Genomic DNA, 22,659 nt, shown 5'->3' with positions numbered 1-22,659 from the left:
CCGGTAAAATTTGACGTTGCTGGCACGGCAATCAAGCTATGCGAAAACACTCAACCGAGCGCCGACGGCCACTGGCGAAGGCGCAACTACTACCTCTTCCGGTTGACCAGGTCCGTCGTCTTTCTCTCAAACACCACCTTGCACTTGCACTGCTTTGCGGCGGCAGTGGTGATATTGAGTCGATCGCCACGCTGTCCAATATGCTCGCGGTCGCGTTCGATTTGCGTTCCGACGGCGAAGCGGAACTGTATCGCTCCGCGGACTTCGCACTCAACCAATGCATTGCGCGGGCAGAGCGGGGTGGCAAGTGGACTTTTACAGACGCGGAACGGACTGCACTCGAAGCGTTGCTTCGTGTTCATGATAAGCAGCTTGCTGCGGTGCCGGTCCATCGCTATCTTGAAGCGCTGGAGCAGGTGCAGCATGTTGGCACGCCTTCCCCTAACTTGCCGATCGAATCGGACTGATGCTGAACGTTTTCTGCCGGTCGTGGCGAATACGCCGGCGGTCGATGTGCACGGATAAATCTGCGAGTTGACGCACCCAATGCGTGATCCGTATGTGGACTTCGTCGTCGACAGTTTCTACGTAGAAACTCTAGGAAGCGCGTCACGGCGTGTATAGTTGTATCGTCAAAGGCACCGCGATGCTCTTTGTCGAAGTGGTTCTATTCCGTGGCGGGATCTAGTGGAATGAAGGGGCATCAGGATGACGGTACCCTGACCCAAGAACAAAGGACTTACCGATGAGCACCTCATCCAGTCTCGATCCCAATCTCCGCGATGCCCAATGTGTCGGGGAAGCGGCGGACCTCGTGAGCTTTCTACAACACGTCGACATGTGGCTTGCCAGCGTCCCCGTGATGGGTCTCGATTTCCCGTTGTTTCGCGGTCAGGAAGTCGAGTCGTGGCGGCTCCTGCCCTCCATTGGACGCGCACCGTACCAGTTGCGGCTTCGGCCCGGCACCGAGCAACGCATGCTCGACGAGTTCAAGCGGCGTGCCGTGCCTCACGTCGAATCGACCGTGGAGCTGACGAATGCCGACTGGCTCGCGATCGCACGAGTTCCCCGACGCAGTGGCGCTGCTGGCGCTGGAGCATTGGGCCGCCGAGCACGACACGGCCGTGCTGGTAGTATCGACAGATTCCGACTGGCAGCGCTTCTGTTCGGCGCATCCGCGGCTGCTCTGAACGAGAAATTTGGCCAGTGCGCTGGCTGCGTTTCAGGACGAAAGCGCGCAGTTTGCGGCGCGGCGGCTGGCCGAGATATTGACCGAGGGCCTGGACGGGAAACTGCAGAATGCGTTATTGGCTGCTGGTCGGTCCTTCGCGCGTCACATTGGAGTGGGGATCGACGCGCGCTCGGCACTCGACTTTACGTGGACCTATAACATCCATATTGATGCGATCCAGTGGCCCGCGACGGACGGCGTGCTAGAGGAATGCGAAGCAATTGAGCACAGCTGTTGGTGTTCGAAGTTTCTGCTAACAGTGACCAGAGATACTGCTAATGGGAAAACTCGTGAAAGCGCCGGCTGCAAAGGCCGAGAGCCACGTTCTGTTCGTATCCGCAAGCGTTGTGCTGATGCAGCAATGAGGGGGTGTATGTGCGAAGATTTTGCTAATGCGCCTTCGAGAGCTTGCGATGCCGGATGTGGCTCACGAGCGGCGTAATGAGGAAAGTCACTCGTGACGAGAGCCGGGCGTGCACGTATCGGATGATCAACAATTTGGGTGCGTGCGCGACAATATACCTCTCCTCCAAAGGAAGGGGGCGCGACTTTAATACCTGTTTTCCAGGACCGGAAGGTTGGCGACATTGAGCCGTGGTGCACGCCCATGTCGCGCTCCAACACCATCGTTTGGAATTCAGGACTCGTCGATGAAATACGTCGCCAGCGATCGGCCGCTGCGGACTTCCTCAGCTTTACGTTCGTCGCCCCGCATTAGCGGAATCATTGGACACGATTAGCGAACGAACGGACACCATTAGCAGTATCTACGAACTTCAGCGGCTGTATGGTGCAGAAGGTCTATCGCTTCGCCTGAAACGGAGAAAGAAGCGTCCGAGTCATTTGCGCGTGGTCATGCCGACACCCAATGGCGCCGACGAAAGCTGGGCGATAGACTTTGTTGCCAACGCGCCGGTGCATGGCCGACGCATTCGAATGTTGACCATCATCGCAAGTGGAACCGGGAGTGTCCGCACATCGAGGTCGACTTCTCGCTGACGGGTGTCCGCGTGGCGTGGGTGCTTGAACAGTTGCGGCGACGAGGACGGTGCCCCAACCTGATTCAGGTGGATACCGGCCCGGAGTTCGTCAGCAAGGCGCTCGACGCTTGAGCGCACGAGCACGGCGTAAAACTGCAGTTCATCCGGCCCGTCAAACCGGTGGAGAACGCTCACATCGAGAGCTTCAACGGCCGACTGCGGGAAGAGTGCTTGGATCAGCATGCGTTCGTCAGTCTCGACGATGCACGCAGGCGAATCGAAGCGTGGCGCTTGGACTACAACTCGGTGCGTCCGCATAGTGCCCTGGGGCACCTGGCGCCGGACCAATTCCGGCAATTGCGTCAACCGAGAATTGGCAAGTCCACTAACTTACGAATGGTGTACTCGGCGGGGTAAGGTCAATCGTGCCTGAAACGCCGGGAGTTCTAGAAACTCTGGCGCAGCTCGACAACCGAACTCGCGAGCTTGTTCAATATGTTGAAGTGAATGGCGGATCAACGATGAACTATGGCGCACGACATCGTCATGGCAAACCTGTCTCGACCGCCACGACCGAGTCTGCAGTCAATCAGGTGCTCGATCAGCGCATCTGCAAGCGTCAACAAATGCGCTGGTCTCCAATCGGGCCTCATCTACTCGCTCAAGCCCGATGTACCGTGATCAACGGTGACCTTGTTCAAAGACTTGCGAGATACGAGCCAGCCGAGAAACCATTGTCACGCGATGCCGCCGAGTTCCTTGAGCAGTTCGGGTCGGCATCGGAGTTACAACGCCCCCGGTTTTTAACGCTCCCGAATCTCTTCAGCTAGACCGCTGAACTCCCGCCGATGACCGAACCGCCGGATCGTACTTTCATCCGGTAGTCGCGTCCTGCCTAAATCCGGCCGGGCAAACCCGCGATTGACGGACACCGGCATACAACGCTTCCTTCATCGCCGGTCTGGCAGTCCAAACCATTCCCGAAGGACGTGGATGCGCAGCATTGTCTCGGCTGGAAATGGCGGCCTTCCCGTCTTGACCTTCGGCTACTAGGGCTCGATCAGCGTTCAACGCTTGACCATGGCAGGACGCTGCTCATCTCATCCAGAAATTCACGCTTGTGTGTGCGTTTCGTCGACAGCTTCAGCTCAAGATTCAGTTGGATCCTCGCCCACCCATGTCTTCCCAAGACAGTTCACTACACGATTACATCCGGGGCTTTTGCAGACCTTCCTTGGTAACTACCGGACGACGGCTAGGGTGGAGCGGCCACGTAACGTCCCTGTGATCCAGGCCGACAAGTGTATCGCGGGTTTTAGGACTTTCGCGACAATCAATCGCACGAAAGCGGAGGGCGCTTCATACTCACAAGCTCCGTCAACTCAAGGCGATCATCTGCGGATGAGATCGCGAAAGTCAACCATTTCCCGTCGGGGTATGGTCGGGCTTCATCGTAGAGCTTTACCAACTGTGGACTCCAGGAATAACGACGCTCCTCAAACTTCTCTCGCTCGGCGCGCCCCAAGACCACCAGAACCGAAAACCGCCTGTATTCCGGCAGCAAGGTGCAAAACGCCTTGGTCTTCTTGTAGCGCAGTGACCAACCACGTTTCTTACCACCATAGAGCCAATCGGGCGCGAAAACACCAGGGTAGGATGCCTCGATCCAGCGCTGCAGCGCGGCCCAGTGCCGGAATGCTTGCGGCCCGATCCAGTCGCGAACGGTGCGCTCATCGGGCGGTGCTGCTTTGTCCGTAATTCTGTCGCCAATCTGGGGGGACTGTGTCATGTTGCTTTCCTCTTCGTGGGTGGAATGATTCTGGTGGTGCAGGTGCTCTCCTTGCCGACGATCTTTCACGAGCTTCTCCCTGGCTATCTAAATGCCTCGCAAGCCGTTCTCATATCCTCTGCAGGCTGCATTGGCGGTATCGAAAGTTCATCTATCCACGCTTCGGTCAGGCCAATCGCTCTAATCGGAGGCGGCAGTGGGCGCGACGTCAATATAGCGAATAAGCGACAGTGAGACTGATCTTGCCGCGTTCGGGCGATCGCTCAGCATCCCTGGTGTCACAAGGCCTTTTGGGGCATTCGATAAAAGAACTCGTGAGGGCGTTGCTTTGAGCGGTTAGCGTCAGCGGACTGTAGCCCGCGTTGCCGTCCTGACGACGCAACGCCAGCACTGCATCGACCGCGTCGACGAGTATTGACGGGAGGCCACTCCGCATGGCGTAGACGCGCTGATGATCTTCCCACCCGCCGAAGCGTACCCATTCCGGTCGAGACGCTTGCGTAGTCACTTACCTCCTTGAAGCTTAGGTCACTTAATTGGGGTGGTCAGGGGGGGCGTCGGTATCCACCACGAATACCGCGAGTAGTTCCGCGGGCTTGGTTTTGCTCGCGTTCCGACTCACTCGATGCAGCGAACCGGGTTCCTCGAAGAAGCTTTCTCCGGCGCGATAGACCCGCATCGGTTCGTCGTTCACTTGCAACTCGATAGCCCCGGATACGACATACGCATAGATGAAGGCCGACTTTGCCTGCTTGTCCGCTAGTGACGCTCCGCCTGGGGCGTAGTCAACAACTAAAGCCGTCAACGACTTGCCGGGAATGTTGGGAATGGCGCGATCGAAGTTGGGCAAGATCGTCTCAACAGAGTCGTGCGCTGCGGCCGGCAGCGCGGCGGTGAACGCAACGGCGTGAACGCGGCGGCAATGAGCAGTCGAAAGTTCGTGAGCAAGTTCCTCCAGCAGGCGCTTATATTGTGGGTTCCGGCTGGCCCAAAAGAAAGGTTCAAGAATGAAAATTTTCTACGTACCATAGTTCGCGCGTTTGCGCCGTCGAAAATCGAACCCGATCGGCGAAGACATTTTTGTCCGAACAGATCCGGAACGCAATTTCCGGATCGAGCGAACTCGACGTGTTCGCGCGAAGATCGCGGCTTCCGTCCACGGGGGCCTTGTGACGCAATTAGCCGTCGCCTGGCGCTGTGTGAGTGACCTACGATCGACTTTCGGACGCTCCGCTTATTGTCGCTTCTCTGCCGACGGAAACACGTGTCGTCGATCGGCCGCCCGCGCCTGTCGAGGTGGAAGAAGGCGCTGATCCGGGGCGGTCGTGAAGATGTAGGATAAATTCATTAGCAGACCGGCGATCTCATGCCGCGGGGAGTAATCGGCGATGAGCAGCCGGGACACGGGAGACGTGGCCACGACAAGAAGGATTAAGTGGCGAATGTCGCCCTGTCGATGGTCGCGTGCGCCACGGCAGACTATGAGGAGTAATAGCGTCTGGGTGTCGGGATCCTCAAGAACCCACGAAGAATTTCGGCTCGCTCGAATTGTCGATCGTAACTGTGGAGGCCAAAAGGCTGGTCCGTATTTCGGGTTACGCCTTAGCGCCTGTTTGGAACCCCCGGTTTTGAAGGCCGGTGAGAGATTGGTCTTAGTACGGGCGCGGGGGCGTTATCGACGCGCCGATCAGCGTCAGCGCGATCGCGGGGCGTGTCAATCTCGAAACGCCTGAGCGTTCGTTCTCACTGGTGTTGCGGCGGCGGTAGCGTGCACTGTAGGGTCAGAAGCCGCGAAGCCACTCCTCAGCAGGGTTGGCTGCCAAACTGGAAAGGAAGCGATGCGAGTCACGTGCGGACTTCTTGGTCCGAAGATCCGACCTGAACAGATACACGCGCGCCGCGATCATCGCGCGATGTCGAGCCCATCGTCTCAAAGCGAAATCTCGCCTGGCTCATCCGTCCCCATCTCATTGGCGCGGACTCTCGACAACGGGCCGCACGGCTTCGCACCATATATCCCTGAAAGACCGATCTGTTTGCTCGGTACAACGACTCTGGGGCGTCCGCAGTTGACCACATACGGATTTCCGGTGGCTTGCTCATTACTTCATGGTACATAACAAATTTTCGTTCTTGGTTCTTTATCGTGACCCAACAGAGATCGACAATACGGATAGCGGAAGGAGGACCGACCCATGAATATCCGTTCTGTCATCAGCAAGATCTGGACAGTTCTCGCGTAGACCAGTGCGTTGTCTTGTAATGCGCAGGCAACGGAGCAACCGTGACGCCGAACTTCGATCATGTTATTCAGAGTGTTTCTGACAAGCCGCTGACCACTGTGGTCGTTGGCTTTGCCCTCGGAAGAGCGTTGCCCCATACGCATGCAATATAGGGCTTCATTTATACCTATGTTGTATCGGGCGCAATCGAGTCACGGGTGAACGACGAGGCGAAGCGCTTCTATCGCGCCGGGGAAAGCTTCTTCGAGGAACCCGGTTCGCTGCATTAAGTGAGCTGGAACGCAAGCAAAACGAAGCCCGCGAAGTTGCTTCCGGTGATCGTTGTGGATACCGACGACAAACCTCTGACCACCCCGATTAAGTGATTGGGTATTTCGAGGCCAACGAGTCTCTCGATGTTAACCAGATCGCTCGATATGCACCGAGGTGGCTGGCAGCGTCTACGGGGATGTCAACCGGAGCGGATTTTGAGGCACTCTTGTGGAACTGGCTTGTCTTCTCGGGTCGGGGATCAATAACCGCGTCTTCCACATGGCCGCGCAAACGCGTTATCTGCTTGAGGTGCCGGTTCAAAAATCCTCCTCTGCGCGTCTGAAGATGTACCGGCAGACGCGAGAGCGGCCGAGTTTCAAGACCGCTTCGCGTATGTCCGCACGACGCTCGAAGCGAATACGAAGAGGACGAAAGTTGTGGAGCCAGGAGTGAGTTCGTTCGACGATCCAGCGAAATCTACCCAGACCACTACCGTGTCCGCTGCGGTGCTTCGCGATCGTCGGTTGGATACCCCGCTGGCGCAATTGCTGACGGTGGAAATCCGAATCGTAGCCGCGATCGACATCGAGAATCTTGGGCCGTCGAGGCGGACGACCACGCACGCCGCCAATCGGTGGAATCGCATCGACGAGCGGCGACAGTTGCGTGACGTTGTGTGCATTTTCGCAGATCAGGATCGCCCTGATCGGCACGCCGCTGGGGTATATGGGGATGTGGTGCTTCGAACCGGGGCGTGCACGATCCGTCCGATTCGGACCGGTTTTTCGCCCGCCCTAACGGCTCGTAGCGATGAAGAGTCGACGACAGAATACGAGAAGTCGGCCTGGCCTGCTTCGCGGTGCAGAGCCAACAGTTGGTCGCGCAGTCGGTCCCATACGCTGACGGCCTGCCGGTCGCGCAGTCACTGCCAACGCGTTGCTCCTGAGCCGAATCCCAATCGTCTCGACAAGTGGTTCCAACGTAGTCCTGTTTTCATTACGAACAGGATGCCGTTGAGCGTCGCGCGATCCGATCCGCGCGGGCGACCTGGATCACTCTTCCCCAAAGGTTTCGGTCGCGGCAGTAATGGTTCGATCAGCGTCCTCAAATCGTCATCAATGACTGGCGCTTCCATCCTTGGGCTTGCGTTGGTCAGGTGCCCTCGGTGAACAGCTCGACGAGAAAGCTGACATCCGCGTCAAGGTTTTTTTGACTGAGCGCCGGATTTTACAACGCAGCCTTTCGTATTGGCGTCATCAATCATTCAAACAATCAGGAGTGTGAAAATGTGGACACACAGATCGATCACGCAGCCGGGATGCCGATTGGCATGCTTGACGAAGTGCCACCGCCTGTCGATCCAACCGAGTGGCTCTTTTCCGCACTGAAAGAACCGTTGGAAAAGGGTGTCAGGAGTCTCCCTGACAAAAATGCTCCCTCCGGATTTTTTGAACCGAACTCTAAGAGGGTGGCGGAAATGCGACACGCAACGCAAGCGACCGACGTAGTGCCACCTATCGCTGATCAATCGGCACGTCGCCGAGTCGGTGTATTGCCGGATCGAACGTAATGAACCTCCAATTCCCAGTGGGTCGTACCGACGACTTCACCTAAATGCCATGCGGTCGATGACTCGGAGTAAGCCCGTTGGCCCGACCAGCTCACGTTCGAAAGAGAAAGGACAGCATGTACTCTGGAACAAATATGGCTATCGTGCGCGCGGTCGCATTGAGGCGCAGGTCCCGCTTATCAAGCGCGGGCTCAACAACGCCGCTGAGTCGCAGCATGCCGTTACGGCGTCTGGATGGCAGTATCATCGCCAACGTGATAAACGAGTGGAACGCCTTTGGCCAGGCGTGGCGCGTTTAGAAACGCGTGATCGCGTCCATCACCAACCGGGTGCCAACCTCCCGAACGAAGCCTATCTGAATGCCACGCATGACCTCACACCACACGAACGATGTTCTCGAGCGGCGCCTTGCTGTTTTGGCCGCGGGCCCGCAATGCGACGCGCTGACGCGCAGTCTGCGCGGCATCGAGAAAGAAAGCCTGCGCGTGATGCGCGACGGTCGCCTCGCGCTTTCCGCACATCCGTCCGCGCTCGGCTCGGCGCTTACGCATCCGTCGCTGACAACCGACTATTCCGAAGCACTGCTCGAAATCATCACACCCGCGGAGCACGAGGTGACAACGACGCTCGAACATCTCGACGAGCTGCATCGTTACGTGTACGCGATCCTCGATCGTCAGGAGGAAATTCTGTGGAGCCTGTCGATGCCGGGCCTCTTGCCTGACTCCGACGATTGCATTCCAATCGCACAGTACGGCACGTCGAATATCGGGCGGCTCAAGTACGTGTACCGTGTCGGTCTTGCGGTGCGCTACGGCCGCACGATGCAGTGCATCGCCGGCATCCACTACAACTACTCGCTGCACGAGGAAGTGTGGCGGCGGCTGCACGCGGAAGAGGGCTCGACCGCGACGCTCGTCGACTACCAGTCGGAGCGCTATCTCGCGCAGATCCGCAACTTCCGACGCACGAGCTGGCTGCTGATGTACCTGTTTGGTGCGTCGCCCGCGCTCGACACGAAATTCCTGCGCGGCCGGCCGCACGGGCTCGACACCTTCGATGCCGATACGCTGTACCGGCCGTACGCGACGAGCCTGCGGATGAGCGATCTCGGTTACTCGAACACGACCGCGCAGGTCGCGCTGCAAGTCGACTACAACACGCTGCAGGGCTATCTCGACGCGGTGTCGAAGGCCATGAGCGAGCCCTATCCGCCGTACGAGGCGATTGGCACGCATTGCGACGGCGAGCGGATCCAGATCAACACGAACGTGCTGCAGATCGAGAACGAGTTCTACTCGACGATTCGGCCGAAGCGCGTCACGTATTCGGGCGAGCGGCCGCTGCATGCGCTCGCGTCGCGCGGCGTGCAGTACATCGAAGTACGCTGCCTCGACATCGATCCGTTCGAGCCGACCGGCATCGCGCTCGACACCGCGCGTTTTCTCGACGCATACCTGCTCGCGTGCGCGCTCGACGAGAGTCCTTTGTTGTCAGCGCCTGACAATACGGAAGCGAACGAGAACTTCTCGGTCGTGACGAAGGAGGGCCGCCGTCCGGGTCTTAGCCTTACGCGCAAAGGCCTCAGCGTGCCGATGCGAGACTGGGCCGACGAGCTCTTCGCCATGATCGAACGCACGGCCGCCGCGCTCGATGCGCTGCGCGGCGACGATGCGCATGCACGTGCTGTCGCAGCGCAGCGCGCGAAATTCGAAGATCCGTCGCTCACACCGTCTTCACGCGTACTGCAGACGATGCGCGACAAAGGTCAGAGCTTCCTGAAGTTCGGGCTTGCACAGAGCGAACGACATGCGGCGTATTTCCTATCGCGTCCGCTCGATGCTGCGACCGTGAGGCAACTCGATACGCTCGCGCAAGATTCAATCGACGAGCAGGCGAAATTCGAACGCGAGGAAAGCGGGGCGTTCGATGCATTCGTCGCTGCGGCGTCGCAATAAGCGTTGCGATAGGATCGGTAGTCCCTCGGCAATGGCGACCTCGATGGTGATAATGAAGGCGCACGCAAGACGCAGCCCACCGGCACCAGCAGAGTACTGAAGCGTCTGCCCTATCTGGGGACGGCATCTCGTAGGCCATCTCGACCGTGCCGCGCGTCGGATTTAGGTCGCTGGTCAGGCTGCGTACGGACGGTAGGCGTTCCCCTGGTTGGGGCTTGTCGGCAGCAATCGCCTCGCTTTGGCGATACAACGGTAGGTAGATCGGCGTATTCTGCTCATGGCTCGGATTCCGGTTTTGCTGACACTTCAGGAATGCAATACTGATCTATCTGGTTCTTGTCTCTGTCGAATAGGCAATGATTGTCCAAAATTACTGTCCTTACGGTAGAGGACACGGATACAAATGAGTATCTTTCGGTCGAGTCATATCGATAGCGATTTGGACTATCAGACCAGTTTTGACGTCATACGTGAACTACGCCCGCACGTGATCGACGCCACCACATTCGCCGCACGAATGCGTCGTCAGATCGAACAGGGATATCGCCCACTGGTCGGATGGAAAGACGATCAGAGCGAGGCACTGGCGGCTTATCGCCATCAGGAAGGCCTTCGGCGCTGGCGTTTCTTCAATGTTGATGACTTGGTAACAGCTTCCGACGCTTGGAGCCACGGCGTTGGTGTGAAGCTGACTAAGACCTGGCACGAAGACTCGTAAAGGCAAGGTGGTGCGAGCTTCGCCTTTGACGCCGGTCTGGACAATGCGATTACGCAATGCTTCTATTTCCGTTCGGGCCTCTTGAGCACAGGGACGTATTTCCTCCAACTGCTGTAGGTCGCGCACGTAACGAATGGGACTTCGCGGTAGCAGTGTTCCTTTTAACTGGAGATTTCTTTTGAGTAGCCCGAAAGGTTTGCCTTATCAAACCTTATCCCCGGAAGCGTACCATTGGCTCGGCGCGGTAAAAGTTGCCGTAGGGAAGAGCCGTCTTGGCGAACAACTGATTGAGTTAGTCTGGCTGAGAACATCGCAGATCAACGGCTGCGCCTACTGCATGGAAATGCATGAAGAGGCTCTGCACGCCGGTGGCGTGCCAGATGCGAAGCTGGACGCGGTCTTGGAATGGCATGTGAGTGAGCACTTCACCGAACGTGAGCGTGCGGCGCTGGCCTGGACGGAAGCGTTGACGCGGGTCGACAGACCGCGAGCACCCAACGACGACTACGAGTGGCTCAAGGCGTACTTCGGCGATGTCGAAATTTCGGACCTTTGTTTCGCCATTGCGTTAATGGACGCATTCAACCGACTGGCGATCGGAACGTGGCAATAACGATTGTTGCTTATCCCCTGGAAGATCTGCTTCGGCATATTTTGTCCGCAGGACGTCGACTCGACGTTTAAGGCGAGCGAGACCGCGTTCCAATGATTCGCATACCATCACGAGCTTCCCGTCGACCGGCAAACGTTGTATGCGCATGCCCCATAAAACCTGAAGGCATGCTTTTACCGAGAACGTCGACCGAGACCATAGCGAGGCTGGCGTCGTGTAGTTCGTCATGCGGAAGTTTTCCAGCATGCGGCAGGGGCCGCGTATATTCCGCACACCCCCGAGTCGTCCATTTGAGGGTATCAAACAGAGCGCATCACGCTCCCACCCCCTGACAGTCGAACGGCGCCTTCTGCCCCTCTAGTGCTTCCCTCACATCAAGAACGCCGATATCCATGGCGTGCTGGCTAAGCCCGATCCACCACGGATGAATGCAGGACCAGCAATGGGATTCGCAACTGCGCGATCTGAGACCCCAAGTCGTGACGCGCCAAGTCGTCGACAAAACTTTTTCGCATAACGAACGGCCTGCCTGACAGAAGCACCTCCGCTTGCCCCTGCGCTTCAATGGTTTGAAGGCTTTCCGGGTAAAACTGATGCAGAACATGGCTGGTATCAAAGGGAGCACCCAGCGTGACCACGACGCCAATGCCTGACATCTCGCACGCCGCCATCAACACCGCAGCGCCGCCCAGGCTATGGTCGACAAGAATGGATGGCGGTCTTCCGTCTCCGGTCATCGCGTTGCCGGCCGCGACCAGATCATCCACGTCTGAGGCGAAAGTCGCGTCGGCGAAGTTTCTTCGCTATGACCCGGTCCGGCGAAGTCAGAGCGGAGCACGCCAATACCGCGAGCCGCGAGGGCGCGCGCCGAGCGAGTTGCAGACAGACTGTGCTTGCCGCACGTGAAGCAGTGAGCTGCGTCGGCCAATCCGGTAGTTCCAATGTGCCCGCGAGTCGATAGCCACGTGGTCCGTCAAATTCAAAAGCTTGCGCGGTCATAAGTCGATATCTCTGATGTCGGCGCGCATTCTATCCATGACTTGTCGGGCGAAACCTGAACATGTGCTGCGATGCTCGCCTGGCGACGGGGCTTACTCTACGGGCGGAAAGTCGACATCGGTGCCGTTGATACGATTGAAGGTATTGGTGAAGATGGAGAGTGCGATGGTCAACGAGATCTCAGCCAACTGGGTGTCAGAGTAGCCGGCCGCACGGATGGCCGCGAACTCGTCCTGGCTGATCGTGCCGCTCGTGGCCTGGAGATGGGACACGAAGCGCACCAACGCGTCACGCTTAGCGTCACCCGTGGCTTGCCCCGTTCGAATGGCGCGAAGCGCATCGACCGACAGGCCGGCCATCTTGCCCACATAGCTGTGGGCGGCCACACAAACGTCGCAACCCGTCTTCGCACTGACCAACAGCTTGATCGTTTGGAGGTCTCGCTGGCTCAGGCTGCCTGAGGCCAACGTGCGTTGAACGTCGAGCACCGCAGCCAAAGGCACCGGTACGAGATAGCCCAACGCGGCGTACGTGTTCGGGACGCGACCACCGGCAATCTTCTTGACCTTCGCGTAGATATCAGCCGTGGCGCCGGTGGCGGATTCGATGGCGGGAATAGTGATACGGCCCATGTTGTAACTCCTTCATCAGTTGGTTAGGAGCCTCCACTTTAGGTCTGCCCGATACCAACTGCGAGACTGAATCTGCTCAATAAAATGCTCGAAAGGATCAATGCGGGAGTGAGGTTTTGTCCCTCTAATCGCGACACGGCGCGATTCGCCTCGTCGAGACTGGAATCCGGCGCCGCAGCCATAGGCGTGTGGGTCGAGGGGCCCTTGCTCGAAAGAGTGGCCGCTTCGCGCGCGCGTCGAGTGCCTCGTCGATGCGGCACACCGAAGCTGAAGCGCCAATTTTCCGCCATTATCGTCCCACGCGCGTCAGGCGGTGCGATTGCCCCGGTGTCATCCTCATCCTTTCGGAAAACACCTGCGGGAACGCCGCCGTGGATTGATACACGATCGACTCGGCCGCAGCCTCGGTGGTCATCGCCCGCTTCTTTAGTCCATTGGCGACGGGAAGTTGAGTACCAGCGGGCGACACTTCAGCGGGCAGGTCGCGTTACCGCGTAACGTTTCCGTCGTCAGGCGACTGTTGCTAAATGGGCGGCGGGGTTGTCATCATAAAATTGATGCCGCGGATTCACTTTGTTGCCGGCCTTGCGGTGACGGTAGCTTGCGACATTGAGCTCGAAGCTCGTCGAGCAAGGAACAAACCGGTCGTACGCGGCGATCGCCGTGCCGGGGTGGGGAAACACCCGTTCTGGTCGGAGAACGGTTGGTTGGCTATTATAAAAAATACCACGCGTCAGTCAGTTCGAACAGAGCGCGGTTCTCGGCCTGGTCCATTTGGACGTACGAAAGGTCGTCCTGGATGGTCAAGTTGAAGCCGTCGAGTTCGGCTGGCCAGCGCTGAGGTAAGGCAGGATCAGGTGTTCGAGGCGATACGGTCGAAACCGCGCTGGCAAATCACGTGTCTTTTTCCTTGAGTTGAATCCATGCTTCGAGACTTGATCGTCGAATACGGTTTTCAGATCGTTTTTCTGAACGTATTGCTCGTGTCGCTCGGCCTCCCGGTTCCCGCGATGCCGACACTTATCCTCACGGGAGCAATCACCGCGTCTGCGGGCGCGGGCGGCAACATTTGGGCGATGAGACTGTCGCTGTTCAACGTGGTTCTCGTCGCAGTAGCGTCTGCCTTGTTTGGTGACTTGCTATGGTTCATGCTGGGACGGCGCTACGGGAGCCGAGTCCTCGGGTTCCTCTGTAGCTTGTCCCTCTCACGGGACACCTGTGTGAGCCGGAGTGCGGCCCTGTTCGACAAATTCGGCGTTCGTGTCCTGACGGTATCAAAATTCATTCCGGGTCTATCGACCCTCGCTATACCCATTGCCGGTGCGACCGGCGCGGCCGTCATTAGTTTCGTTTTTTACGATTCTGTCGGGGCCGCGTTGTGGGCGACCGTCGGGGTAGCCCTCGGGGCGTTGTTTGTCGATGCGGTGGACACGATTCGCAATGTTCTGGACTGGTTTGGCGGCGGGGCAGCCATCATCGTCGCGATACTTCTAGTTATTTATGTGGGTGTACGATGGCGACACCGCGCAGCCTTGCTGCGTCGTTTGAGCATGCCTCGAGTCGACGCCGCGCGGCTTGATGCGCTCCTATCAGTAAATCCGCCACCTTGCATAATCGATGCACGTAATGAAGTGCAGCGACGGACGGATCCCGTCCGGATTCCCGGCGCCATCGTGCTTGATCACGAAGCGTCGAGAGAAGCGCTCGACGGACTGGACCGGAAACGGACGTTCGTCGTCTATTGTGGTTGTCCGAATGAAGTGAGCTCGGCGCTAGTTGCGGAGCAAATGAAAACTGAAGGTTACACGGATGTGTTTCCGCTCGCTGGCGGACTCGATGCGTGGCGAGCGGCTGGTTTCGGCGTCGAGCCGCTGGTTCTTGACGCAGCGACATAAGAAGTCGCGGCTGGGATTAATCGAACTTTCTGGGGATGAGAACGCTGCGTTCAAACCGTCAACGTATTCCACAGCGCCAGCTTCGCCATGACCTGCGTCCGCGTCGATGACTGAGCGAGGGTTCTGATCGCCACAATGGCTGCTTGACCAGTCCAGTCCAATCAATGCTGGACCCATGCGTCCACATGCCGCGAGATCGAGATCCATACGCTCGGACGGCGTAGTTTGGCGTGTTAGCAACCTGCTGATACTTCGTGTTGCGTGCGATCCTGTAGTCTACGACGGGCCGACCGAGAACGCCGGCGTGATTTTATAGTGACCATGGCTTTTGCGACAGTTGAAGAGAGCACTGCCGGTGTTCGGTATCGACATGGCATGCAAAATATCCTGGATTCTCGCGTTCGTTTACATGACAGGGACAGAAGTGTCGCCACTTTGGTCGTTGACTTCCGCGCCGGATATCGACCATGTATTCGAGAACGCATAGCCAAACCTACGGACGCGGATTTCGGAAATCAACTGAAGTGCCTCTGCTGATCGTTGCGGATTTCGTGCTCAAGCCCCTGCACAGCCCATGGGGTGCGCACTTCACAGATCTCGTCGATGCGCGATACGAACCTACCGCGGCGATCCTCACATCGAATCAGCACCTCGGCGAATGCACCGGGGCATTTCTCGACAACCGCGACCTCCGTACACTGAGAATCTACGCGTACCCATATCGTGACTCGATGATTGTCGGTCGTCTTGCAGTGTTAGTCGTCACATCGTTGCAACCGAATCATCTCGGTATTCCATTTTTCAAGCGGACGGTAATCGGTGCGGCGCCGGGGTTAGCGTATCGGAACCGCGCTTCAGAATCCCGTTCGTGTCGACATTGACGTCATCGCAACAAATGATCGACTTCCGTCGATGTACCTCCGATCTTTGCTCCTCGATCACGTCGTCCGTTGCCTGGGTATGGTCATGCCGGCTCGCGGTGTCTTCGCGCCTCGAGCCAATGCCACGCGCCCGTCGTTGAATCGCGCCCGATCGCTATCGGCCCCGATCATCATTGCTGCCATGCTTGGAGCACGCATGTGACGCCCCGCGCGCACGGACCAAGTCGCGCTAGTGACGGCACAGAACGATGGCCTGCCTTGCCAAAGAGGTTGACCGGTTTCCCGGTCTGACGTTCATTGCGCAACCTGAATCGGACGAGCGTTCTACGTGCGGCGTGGAATATCAAGACCCTTCACAACGGCTGGACGCTCGAGGAACGCCTTGAACGCGCGCATGACGTGCGGAAAATCCTCGATGCCGACGAGATCACCCGCCTCGTAAAAACCCGCCAAATTGCGCACCCACGGGAAGGTGGCCATGTCCGCGATCGTATACTCGTCGCCCAGGATCCAGGCGCGTTCGGCTAGGCGCCCGTTGAGCACATTGAGTAAGCGGCGCGACTCGGCTACGTAACGGTCGCGCGGGCGCTTGTCCTCATAGTCCTTCCCGGCGAACTTGTTAAAGAATCCGACCTGGCCAAACATCGGGCCGATGCCGCCCATCTGGAACATTAGCCATTGGATCGTTTCGTAGCGGCCAGCCGTGTCTTTTGGAATGAACTTCCCACTCTTGTCGGCTAGATAGATGAGGATCGCGCCCGACTCGAACAGAGCGAGCGGCCTGCCGTTGGGACCATTCGGATCTAGGATGGCCGGGATCTTATTGTTCGGATTAAGCGAGAGAAATTCCGGCGACATCTGATCATCAGTATCGAATCGGACAAGATGTGGTTCGTACGGCAGTCCAGTTTCCTCGAGCATGATCGATACCTTGACGCCGTTCGGTGTGGGCAGCGAGTAGAGTTGGATGCGGTCTGGGTGGTGTGGACGCCATTTTTGCGTGATCGGGAATGCCGAAAGATCGTTCATGTGTGGTTCTCCAAGGATCAGTGGTGATTTGACAATGACTCGCCTTGCAGCGCGGCCTCGTCGCAGGTGGCATCACCGCTCATCGTGGGTCTTCTGACCGGTTAGCGGTTACGGAGTGGTCATCTTGCGGCACGATGAACCTGTAACAAAGGGCCATAAGTTGGCTGTTTTTATAGGCCATAGAGCTGGCAAATTCCTCAGGGTCGAATCGGCAGCGCGCTCAGATGAGCTTCAGGATGCGCCTTCCGATTCTCTCGGCCGTGCTTTCGGAGTCGATATTCGTGAAGCCGACCAGCAGGGCCGGTTCCACCATCTTACTGATGCTCCAGCTGGTCAGCGCCTGAGCATATATATCGTGACTGGCTATGCGCTCGGCGAGCAAGCGATCCGAGCCGCCTCCCTGCATGCGCAATACCAGATGCATGCCTCCTGGCTGCGGGTCGATCCGAATGTGGGCTCCCAAAGCTTGCTCCAGTCCTCTTGCCGTAGCTTCCCTGCGCTCCTTGTATAGCTTTCGCATGCGTTGGATATGACGGGCAAAATGACCTTCCGCCATAAATCCGGTCACTATCGCCTGCGTGAGTTCGGGCCCTCCACCCGAGAAAATCTGGCTGATCTGTTCGAACTGGTCAACCAGTGCTTCAGGTACCACGAGGTAAGCGAGTCGAAGGCCGGGAAACAGGACCTTGCTGAATGAGCCTGCATAGAGCACGCGTCCGTCGCGATCGAGACTCTTGAGAGCGGGTAGAGGGCGGCTTACATATCTGTATTCGCCGTCGTAATCGTCCTCGACAATCCACGCACGGTTTTGCGACGCCCAATCAAGCAGTGCATGTCGCCGCGGCAGCGAGAGCGACATGCAAAGAGGACTTTGGTGCGCCGGCGTAACGACAGCCGCACGCGCGCGCGGCGCGGTTTTAATGCCGTACGCGACGACCAATCCGTCTTCATCCACTGGAACCGGTGTGACCGCAATACGCGCGTGTTGCAGTAGGAGTCGAGTGGGTGGATAGCAGGGGTCTTCGACCCATACCTGGTCCCCCGCTTCGAGGAGCGTGTGGACGATCAACTCAAGCGTGTTGCGATATCCGGAAGTGACGAATACTTGTGATGGGGAACAGCTAATCCCGCGCGCTACCTGAAGGTAGGTGGCGATAGCAGTCCGCAAAGGCTGCAGGCCATGTGCGGGTGGATAGACCATCTCGGGAATCCGGGTGGCCCGTATGCATCGTGCGCCCAACCGAGCCCAGATCTTTCGGGGGAACGCGTCCAGAGCCGGTAGCCCCATCTGTAGGGGCAGTATCGACACGGGCCGCATGTTGACCATACCGGCGGGATAAACGGGCGGCTCGTCTGAAGCGACATGTGCCGGTACTTGCAGCTTCAAGTCTGGCGCGACGAAAGTGCCCGCCTGGCCACGAGTCTGAAAGTATCCCTCGGCTACCAATGTCAAATAGGCCGTCTCAATGGTTCCTCGGGACAAACCCAGCTCTTTGGCCAGCGCGCGGACCGACGGGATGCGGTCGCCCGGAGCCAGAAGACCGTCCGCAATGGCGCCACGAAACCGGGCGTATAACTGCCGGTGCAAGGGGTCCGTGGAAGCCGCGTCGAGTGGGGAAAGCTTGGTCGTTTGCGCGTGAATCATGGCTCGGTCAATTAGACGATCGTTTGATGTAGTCGATATGCCGTCGAATTCATGGTATAGGATTCGGCGGCACGCTCCCGCTGCAACTTCACAGCTTACGAGGCCTATTCTCGCCGACGGCATACGCGATGTCATTCAATGTGCGGTCCTTTCGCTCATCGCGACGGTGAACGACGATGGGACGCCGAATGTTTCGCTGAAGGAGTCGCTTCTCCTGCGTAGCGACCCGGCATTTTTCGCATATATCGCCTCGCCCCAGACCAGCGAGCATTTCCTACGCAATCCCACGGTTTCGATCAACGTCGGTGATCTTTTTCGCCGGCGTGGTTATCGGTCCAACAGGCCCGCCCGTGTCTTGCACACCCGCGAACCTGGCTGGACCGACGTCAGCGAGTGGGATTGGCGGAAGAACGGCGCAGACCATCCAGTGAACCATGTTGTCCGTATCGACGTGAGTGCGGCGTTGGCTGTGCTGTCGCCCGCCTATTGCTTCGGACGCGCGGCTTCGGAAGACGCGCTATGCGAAGCGAATATGGCGATAGACAGGATTCTGAAATGGGATGGAATCGCACCGTAGTGACCTGTCGGCGAAAGCTCTCCGGATGACTGCTGTCGGCCGTCCGACGATTGACTGGGATCGATCGATAGTGTTTTTGAGGACTTACCCCGAGAGTCAAGACGAGGTTTGAAGTCGTGCGCGAATTTGCGCCGCCGACCTCGTCGCCTGCCATATCGATGGAGTTGTCATGGCATTTTCCGCCGCCGACGTTTAGCTAGCGTGACCCGAGTATTCCGGTCGACTATATTATGGGAGCATTTATCAATTATCACGGGTGCATGTCGGGTTGTAGACTGGACGTGTCACGGCCGGTTGGCAGGTGGGTTGCGCACGCGAGGGGGGAGCCATGTGTGTGACGAGCATAGAGGATGGTCGTTTAAATAGCATCTTAGGCGGTGTACGCGTGGAACGCGGTTCAGCGCTTAATCGATTTTGATGCGTTTCGATCTCCCATCCTTGCCCGTCGAGAATATGTAGAGAGTAGTAACGAAGGCGATGGATGTCGGCACCGCGCTCCCACAAGCGCGAACTCATTGACGGAATGAACGGTCATTGCCGGTTGATTCGCGGACGTCCACTTTGAAGACGGCCTTGCGGAGTGGCTACCCCGTAACTTCGGTGGCGAGACCGAATCTTATACACGTACGGTAACGCGTGCTTATGCGGGTGCCGAGGAAGGGGCGCAGCGACCGAACCCGAAAAGGCCGCTCGACGTGTGTCGATCGCCCGCATTGGTGTGTCTGTCACGCCTGGCCTGAGAAAGCAAAGAGCCGGATGCAGGGGATTCTGACCATCTAGTAGGAAGATCGCCGCTGAAACGCCGGTCGTTGTGGAAAGCCTCGCACAGTGTGACTAGCGGACTCGAGAGTTTGTGACGTACGTTGAAGCGAACGGAGGGTCAACTATCAATTACGGAGAACGACGTCGTCAAGGCTAGTCCACCTCCACGTCAACAGTGGAGTCCGCCGTCAATCAGATGCTGAATCGGCGCATATGCGAGCGTCAACAAATGTGTTGACTGACAATCGAAGTCTATCCGCTTGCATAGGTCCGATGCGCTGTACTAAATGGCGACATGACTGAGAGACTCGAAATATTCAAACAACGTCCGGAAGCGACACCTATCGACGTCGCCGTCTGCCTCAACGACATCCGATGATCCTGTGAATCTCTACCCTACGGCTTTTAACGCTCCCTGTGGTTGCTAGATCAGGGTATTGACAAAATTATCGACGCCTACACTATGGATCCTGGTGGATGAGAGTCACGGCCATAAGAATCCGATTTTTCGCGCACGAATTAGTGTGGGATGTACTCCCTCCGGTCGGGGGGAGGGGCTTCGCGGACCAGTGACCGCGATAATTTGATTGGCCCACGAGCATTCCTACCCATGTCTGCAGAATTATGCAACTTAGTTGACCAGAAGGACGCTAGGATCGCTTCGTGGCGTTAGAATGGTTACTTTGCGCTTAGCTCGCGTGACACTGACCCGGAGCGAGTTACGAGCCTCGTCATTGATGTTCTCGGGCGAATTGGAGCGCACGATTCTGTCGTCATTGAAAGGCGGTAGCCCCTTGCGTTTAACCGGCCATCCTTCGAAGATGATCACTTCGTCGAACTGCTTGCCTTTGACCTTGTGCATGTTCATGACGATAACCCCAGACTCGGGTTTTTCGAATGTTGAGAAATTCTGCTGAATGAATGCTTGTCTCGTAACTTCCAGAGCGTTCCGGTATGCCCCATTGTCTCGCCAGTCTTGTGACAGTTCTTGACGCAACAGAGTACCAACGTCGAGAATACGAATGGTCCGTGCGTCTACGGCCACTTCCCTCAGGTGCTTGGAGGCTCCGACCTCTAACACATGTTTGACCGCGCACCAGTCGGCGTCGGGGTCGCCCGTGAGTTGCAACGCACAAACCCGCTCATACACGGCGAGAACGTTGACGATGATGCTGTTCTTGCGAACCGTCTTGCCGTTTACCTGGGCGACGAGTAGTTCCGCATATGCCTTTCGTAAGCTGGCGGCTTCGTTCCACGCTCGCTGCGTCGGCTCGTCGCCGCCTTTTCCAAGGTAATAGTCCAGAAGTAGATCGATAAGCTGTGCGAAGTGCTGGCGACCGGATGCGGGCTGCATCAGCAGTGCGATGATGTCAGACGAAAGAGCATCCGCCTCAGCCTCGACTACCGAAATGTGTGAGATCTCTGGCATGCGAACCGGTGGCCGGCGCAGTGCATCAGAAACTAGCCTCGCCATCTTTTTCGTTGGAACCAGAATGGCGACCGACCAATCCTTAGTGCCTGGTTTGACGAGGCGTTGTAGCGCTGCGTAAGTGGTCATCACGAGCATCGTCATCGCAGAATCTACGTCCGGCTCGAAGTACTGGACCCCGACCCCTTCGTAGGTTTGCTGGCGAAGTTTCCCCGTGAACAGATCGTTACCATATTTACCGATTTCCGTGCCGGAGCTTCGATGATTATCGGTCCCCAGGTCGACTTCAACCGGTTTAAAGACGGTCCGGAACTGCTTAAGGCGGGCGGGGTCTGCGCCGATCGACTCATAAATTCGCTGTCCGGGATCGGCGAGTGCGATCAGCCGGGAGTACTTGCCTAACGCCTGCGCCACGCGCCACTGGGCATTGTTCGTATCCTGGAATTCGTCGAGGATGACGACAGGATACATGTCAGAGAGGAGGCGAGACACGCGGTCGCTGCCATACAGGATGTCACCAGCAAATGTTGCGAACAGGTCGAAGCAGATTCGTCCCTCATTCATCGCGAGCCGATTGCGTTCCATCTCTTCGGCGAGGCCCTTTGCTTCCTTATGCGCATCTGTCAGCCTCCTCACAGGAAACTTCGCACGGGTGGCCTCGAGCGCGACAGCTTCTATCGGTGGAGTGAGAATTTCAATTCGTCTTGGTAGACCGATGAGATACCCGTGAGACTTCAGGATGCGCCAAAAGAATGAATGGTACGTCTCGAAGTCGATGCGACACTTCTGTTCTGGCTGTATCTTTTTTTCACGCTCGATGGCTTCTTCGACGCGCGAGACGGCAGCCCGCGAAAAACTGATAAACAGGATCTTCTGCCCTGTCGCCAGTTCGCTTCCGGCGATCTTTATCGCTTTGAGGATCGAAACAGTTGTCTTGCCTGAGCCCGGTCCACCGGTGACCAGCAGATGGCCTGAGGCGTTCATGACGCGCTGTTGGTCTTTAGTTAGGTTCATTGACATTGACCTCCGGATGAACATTGCCGTCCGCCGGCGCCGAATTGTCGGATTGCGGTAGATGAGGAGGCCACGCATCCTCGAGCGAGATCGTGGCTTCCTTGATCCGTGCGGGCATCTCGGCTTCATTAGACCGCACGAGGACGTCTGCGGTTTCGCCAGGTCCTTCGCAGCACGAAAAATTCTCGCCAGCTGCGTCCACCAACTTCGCAGTTGAGTCCGGATAGTTCGTCAGGATGTGAGGCGGCCAGTCAATCTGCTTGGCGAAACGCTCTAGTGCCACTTGGGTTGTACTCTTGATCACCAGCTTCTCTACTAATTTCTCTTCGTGCATTAGAAGGAATTTAATTTCGGCTTTGATTTTCGCCTCGTTATCACCATCCCGTTTGTTGCACGCGGCGAAAGTCCGTTTTCCGAAGCCGCGGTAGAGTTTCGTCATATC

At 57.5% G+C, this 22,659-nt stretch carries 18 protein-coding genes and 6 pseudogenes; 12 read left to right on the top strand and 12 right to left on the bottom strand.

Features of this window, described 5'->3' with window-relative positions:
- The first annotated feature begins 38 nt into the window (after positions 1-38).
- The 3 genes and pseudogenes from NQV17_RS27655 to NQV17_RS27645 all read left to right on the top strand — a co-directional run bounded on the left by NQV17_RS27655 (position 39) and on the right by NQV17_RS27645 (position 1,190).
- Positions 39-467, top strand: coding sequence for a hypothetical protein (locus NQV17_RS27655; RefSeq protein ID WP_257774704.1), 429 nt, complete (start codon positions 39-41; stop codon positions 465-467).
- A gap of 278 nt (positions 468-745) precedes the next feature.
- Positions 746-1,000 (top strand): annotated as a pseudogene (locus NQV17_RS37965) (FRG domain-containing protein); the annotation flags it as partial.
- A gap of 37 nt (positions 1,001-1,037) precedes the next feature.
- A complete protein-coding gene (locus NQV17_RS27645) occupies positions 1,038-1,190 on the top strand; it encodes a hypothetical protein (protein ID WP_257774792.1) in 153 nt (50 codons plus the stop codon).
- Positions 1,191-2,070: 880 nt separating this feature from the next.
- Here the strand turns inward: NQV17_RS27645 and NQV17_RS27640 are convergent.
- A complete protein-coding gene (locus NQV17_RS27640; protein WP_257774703.1) occupies positions 2,071-2,454 on the bottom strand; it encodes a hypothetical protein in 384 nt (127 codons plus the stop codon).
- Between NQV17_RS27640 and NQV17_RS38110 the strand changes: the two genes are divergently transcribed.
- Positions 2,392-2,628 (top strand): transposase, encoded by a 237-nt coding sequence (locus NQV17_RS38110; RefSeq protein ID WP_374692759.1) that lies wholly within the window; start codon positions 2,392-2,394, stop codon positions 2,626-2,628. The two genes, NQV17_RS27640 and NQV17_RS38110, sit on opposite strands and share 63 nt — an antisense overlap.
- A pseudogene (locus tag NQV17_RS27635) lies at positions 2,625-3,025 on the top strand (ISKra4 family transposase); the annotation flags it as partial. The gene NQV17_RS38110 and the pseudogene NQV17_RS27635, both read left to right, overlap by 4 nt.
- A gap of 136 nt (positions 3,026-3,161) precedes the next feature.
- On the opposite strand, the pseudogene NQV17_RS38105 reads toward NQV17_RS27635, so the two are convergent.
- From NQV17_RS38105 to NQV17_RS27610, 4 genes and pseudogenes are all read right to left on the bottom strand, one after another.
- Positions 3,162-3,233, bottom strand: a pseudogene (locus NQV17_RS38105) (hypothetical protein); the annotation flags it as partial.
- A 311-nt stretch (positions 3,234-3,544) separates the two neighbouring features.
- Positions 3,545-4,000 (bottom strand): DUF3788 domain-containing protein, encoded by a 456-nt coding sequence (locus tag NQV17_RS27625; RefSeq protein WP_257774702.1) that lies wholly within the window; start codon positions 3,998-4,000, stop codon positions 3,545-3,547.
- Positions 4,001-4,528: 528 nt separating this feature from the next.
- Positions 4,529-4,886: pseudogene (locus NQV17_RS27620) on the bottom strand (cupin domain-containing protein).
- Positions 4,887-6,812: 1,926 nt separating this feature from the next.
- Positions 6,813-7,630: pseudogene (locus NQV17_RS27610) on the bottom strand (IS5 family transposase).
- A gap of 794 nt (positions 7,631-8,424) precedes the next feature.
- Here NQV17_RS27610 and gshA point away from each other — a divergent pair.
- From gshA to NQV17_RS27595, 3 genes are all read left to right on the top strand, one after another.
- Positions 8,425-10,023, top strand: a complete 1,599-nt coding sequence (gshA, locus tag NQV17_RS27605; RefSeq protein WP_257774701.1) for a glutamate--cysteine ligase — start codon at positions 8,425-8,427, stop codon at positions 10,021-10,023.
- Positions 10,024-10,462: 439 nt separating this feature from the next.
- A complete protein-coding gene (locus NQV17_RS27600) occupies positions 10,463-10,741 on the top strand; it encodes a hypothetical protein (protein ID WP_257774700.1) in 279 nt (92 codons plus the stop codon).
- A gap of 178 nt (positions 10,742-10,919) precedes the next feature.
- A complete protein-coding gene (locus tag NQV17_RS27595; RefSeq protein ID WP_257774699.1) occupies positions 10,920-11,354 on the top strand; it encodes a carboxymuconolactone decarboxylase family protein in 435 nt (144 codons plus the stop codon).
- Between the two features lie 404 nt (positions 11,355-11,758).
- Here the strand turns inward: NQV17_RS27595 and NQV17_RS27590 are convergent, their stop codons facing one another.
- From NQV17_RS27590 to NQV17_RS27575, 3 genes are all read right to left on the bottom strand, one after another.
- Positions 11,759-12,121: a hypothetical protein gene (locus tag NQV17_RS27590; RefSeq protein WP_257774698.1), complete on the bottom strand. Its 363-nt coding sequence runs from the start codon at positions 12,119-12,121 to the stop codon at positions 11,759-11,761.
- A gap of 324 nt (positions 12,122-12,445) precedes the next feature.
- Positions 12,446-12,985, bottom strand: coding sequence for a carboxymuconolactone decarboxylase family protein (locus NQV17_RS27585; protein ID WP_257774697.1), 540 nt, complete (start codon positions 12,983-12,985; stop codon positions 12,446-12,448).
- A 509-nt stretch (positions 12,986-13,494) separates the two neighbouring features.
- Positions 13,495-13,668: an amino acid ABC transporter substrate-binding protein gene (locus NQV17_RS27575; protein WP_257774696.1), complete on the bottom strand. Its 174-nt coding sequence runs from the start codon at positions 13,666-13,668 to the stop codon at positions 13,495-13,497.
- Positions 13,669-13,908: 240 nt separating this feature from the next.
- On the opposite strand from NQV17_RS27575, the gene NQV17_RS27570 reads away from it, so the two are divergent.
- Together NQV17_RS27570 and NQV17_RS27565 are read left to right on the top strand one after the other, a co-directional pair.
- Positions 13,909-14,880, top strand: coding sequence for a rhodanese-like domain-containing protein (locus NQV17_RS27570; protein ID WP_257774695.1), 972 nt, complete (start codon positions 13,909-13,911; stop codon positions 14,878-14,880).
- 524 nt (positions 14,881-15,404) lie between these two features.
- On the top strand, positions 15,405-15,761 hold the full coding sequence (locus NQV17_RS27565) for an ATP-binding protein (protein ID WP_257774694.1): 357 nt from the start codon (positions 15,405-15,407) through the stop codon (positions 15,759-15,761).
- A 324-nt stretch (positions 15,762-16,085) separates the two neighbouring features.
- On the opposite strand, the gene NQV17_RS27560 is transcribed toward NQV17_RS27565, so the two are convergent.
- On the bottom strand, positions 16,086-16,790 hold the full coding sequence (locus NQV17_RS27560) for a glutathione S-transferase N-terminal domain-containing protein (protein ID WP_257774693.1): 705 nt from the start codon (positions 16,788-16,790) through the stop codon (positions 16,086-16,088).
- A gap of 220 nt (positions 16,791-17,010) precedes the next feature.
- Positions 17,011-18,435 carry a PLP-dependent aminotransferase family protein gene (locus NQV17_RS27555; protein WP_257774692.1) on the bottom strand — a complete coding sequence of 475 codons (1,425 nt, stop codon included), beginning with the start codon at positions 18,433-18,435 and terminating at the stop codon, positions 17,011-17,013.
- A 37-nt stretch (positions 18,436-18,472) separates the two neighbouring features.
- On the opposite strand from NQV17_RS27555, the gene NQV17_RS27550 reads away from it, so the two are divergent.
- Positions 18,473-19,012, top strand: coding sequence for a pyridoxamine 5'-phosphate oxidase family protein (locus NQV17_RS27550; protein WP_257774691.1), 540 nt, complete (start codon positions 18,473-18,475; stop codon positions 19,010-19,012).
- Between the two features lie 661 nt (positions 19,013-19,673).
- A pseudogene (locus NQV17_RS27545) lies at positions 19,674-20,039 on the top strand (ISKra4 family transposase); the annotation flags it as partial.
- A 366-nt stretch (positions 20,040-20,405) separates the two neighbouring features.
- Here the strand turns inward: NQV17_RS27545 and NQV17_RS27540 are convergent.
- Positions 20,406-22,217, bottom strand: coding sequence for a UvrD-helicase domain-containing protein (locus NQV17_RS27540; RefSeq protein ID WP_257774690.1), 1,812 nt, complete (start codon positions 22,215-22,217; stop codon positions 20,406-20,408).
- The gene (locus tag NQV17_RS27535) at positions 22,204-22,656 is read right to left on the bottom strand and encodes a hypothetical protein (RefSeq protein WP_257774689.1); all 453 of its coding nucleotides are present in this window, start codon (positions 22,654-22,656) and stop codon (positions 22,204-22,206) included. Before NQV17_RS27535 ends, NQV17_RS27540 begins: the two co-directional genes overlap by 14 nt.
- Positions 22,657-22,659 lie beyond the last annotated feature (3 nt).

The sequence above is a fragment of the Burkholderia sp. SCN-KJ genome, from assembly GCF_024656005.1.
GTDB lineage: Bacteria > Pseudomonadota > Gammaproteobacteria > Burkholderiales > Burkholderiaceae > Burkholderia.
The sequence above is the reverse complement of the archived record's forward strand: the minus strand, read 5'-3'. Positions and strand labels throughout refer to the sequence as shown.

What these genes read in the sequence shown, in the direction of transcription:
- NQV17_RS27655 (WP_257774704.1), top strand. Translation starts at nt 39, where the DNA reads ATGCGAAAACACTCAACCGAGCGCCGACGGCCACTGGCGAAGGCGCAA.
- NQV17_RS27645 (WP_257774792.1), top strand. Translation starts at nt 1,038, where the DNA reads ATGCCGACTGGCTCGCGATCGCACGAGTTCCCCGACGCAGTGGCGCTG.
- NQV17_RS27640 (WP_257774703.1), bottom strand. Translation starts at nt 2,454, where the DNA reads ATGCTGATCCAAGCACTCTTCCCGCAGTCGGCCGTTGAAGCTCTCGAT.
- NQV17_RS27625 (WP_257774702.1), bottom strand. Translation starts at nt 4,000, where the DNA reads ATGACACAGTCCCCCCAGATTGGCGACAGAATTACGGACAAAGCAGCA.
- gshA (WP_257774701.1), top strand. Translation starts at nt 8,425, where the DNA reads ATGCCACGCATGACCTCACACCACACGAACGATGTTCTCGAGCGGCGC.
- NQV17_RS27585 (WP_257774697.1), bottom strand. Translation starts at nt 12,985, where the DNA reads ATGGGCCGTATCACTATTCCCGCCATCGAATCCGCCACCGGCGCCACG.
- NQV17_RS27570 (WP_257774695.1), top strand. Translation starts at nt 13,909, where the DNA reads ATGCTTCGAGACTTGATCGTCGAATACGGTTTTCAGATCGTTTTTCTG.
- NQV17_RS27560 (WP_257774693.1), bottom strand. Translation starts at nt 16,790, where the DNA reads ATGAACGATCTTTCGGCATTCCCGATCACGCAAAAATGGCGTCCACAC.
- NQV17_RS27555 (WP_257774692.1), bottom strand. Translation starts at nt 18,435, where the DNA reads ATGATTCACGCGCAAACGACCAAGCTTTCCCCACTCGACGCGGCTTCC.
- NQV17_RS27550 (WP_257774691.1), top strand. Translation starts at nt 18,473, where the DNA reads ATGCCGTCGAATTCATGGTATAGGATTCGGCGGCACGCTCCCGCTGCA.
- NQV17_RS27540 (WP_257774690.1), bottom strand. Translation starts at nt 22,217, where the DNA reads ATGAACCTAACTAAAGACCAACAGCGCGTCATGAACGCCTCAGGCCAT.
- NQV17_RS27535 (WP_257774689.1), bottom strand. Translation starts at nt 22,656, where the DNA reads ATGACGAAACTCTACCGCGGCTTCGGAAAACGGACTTTCGCCGCGTGC.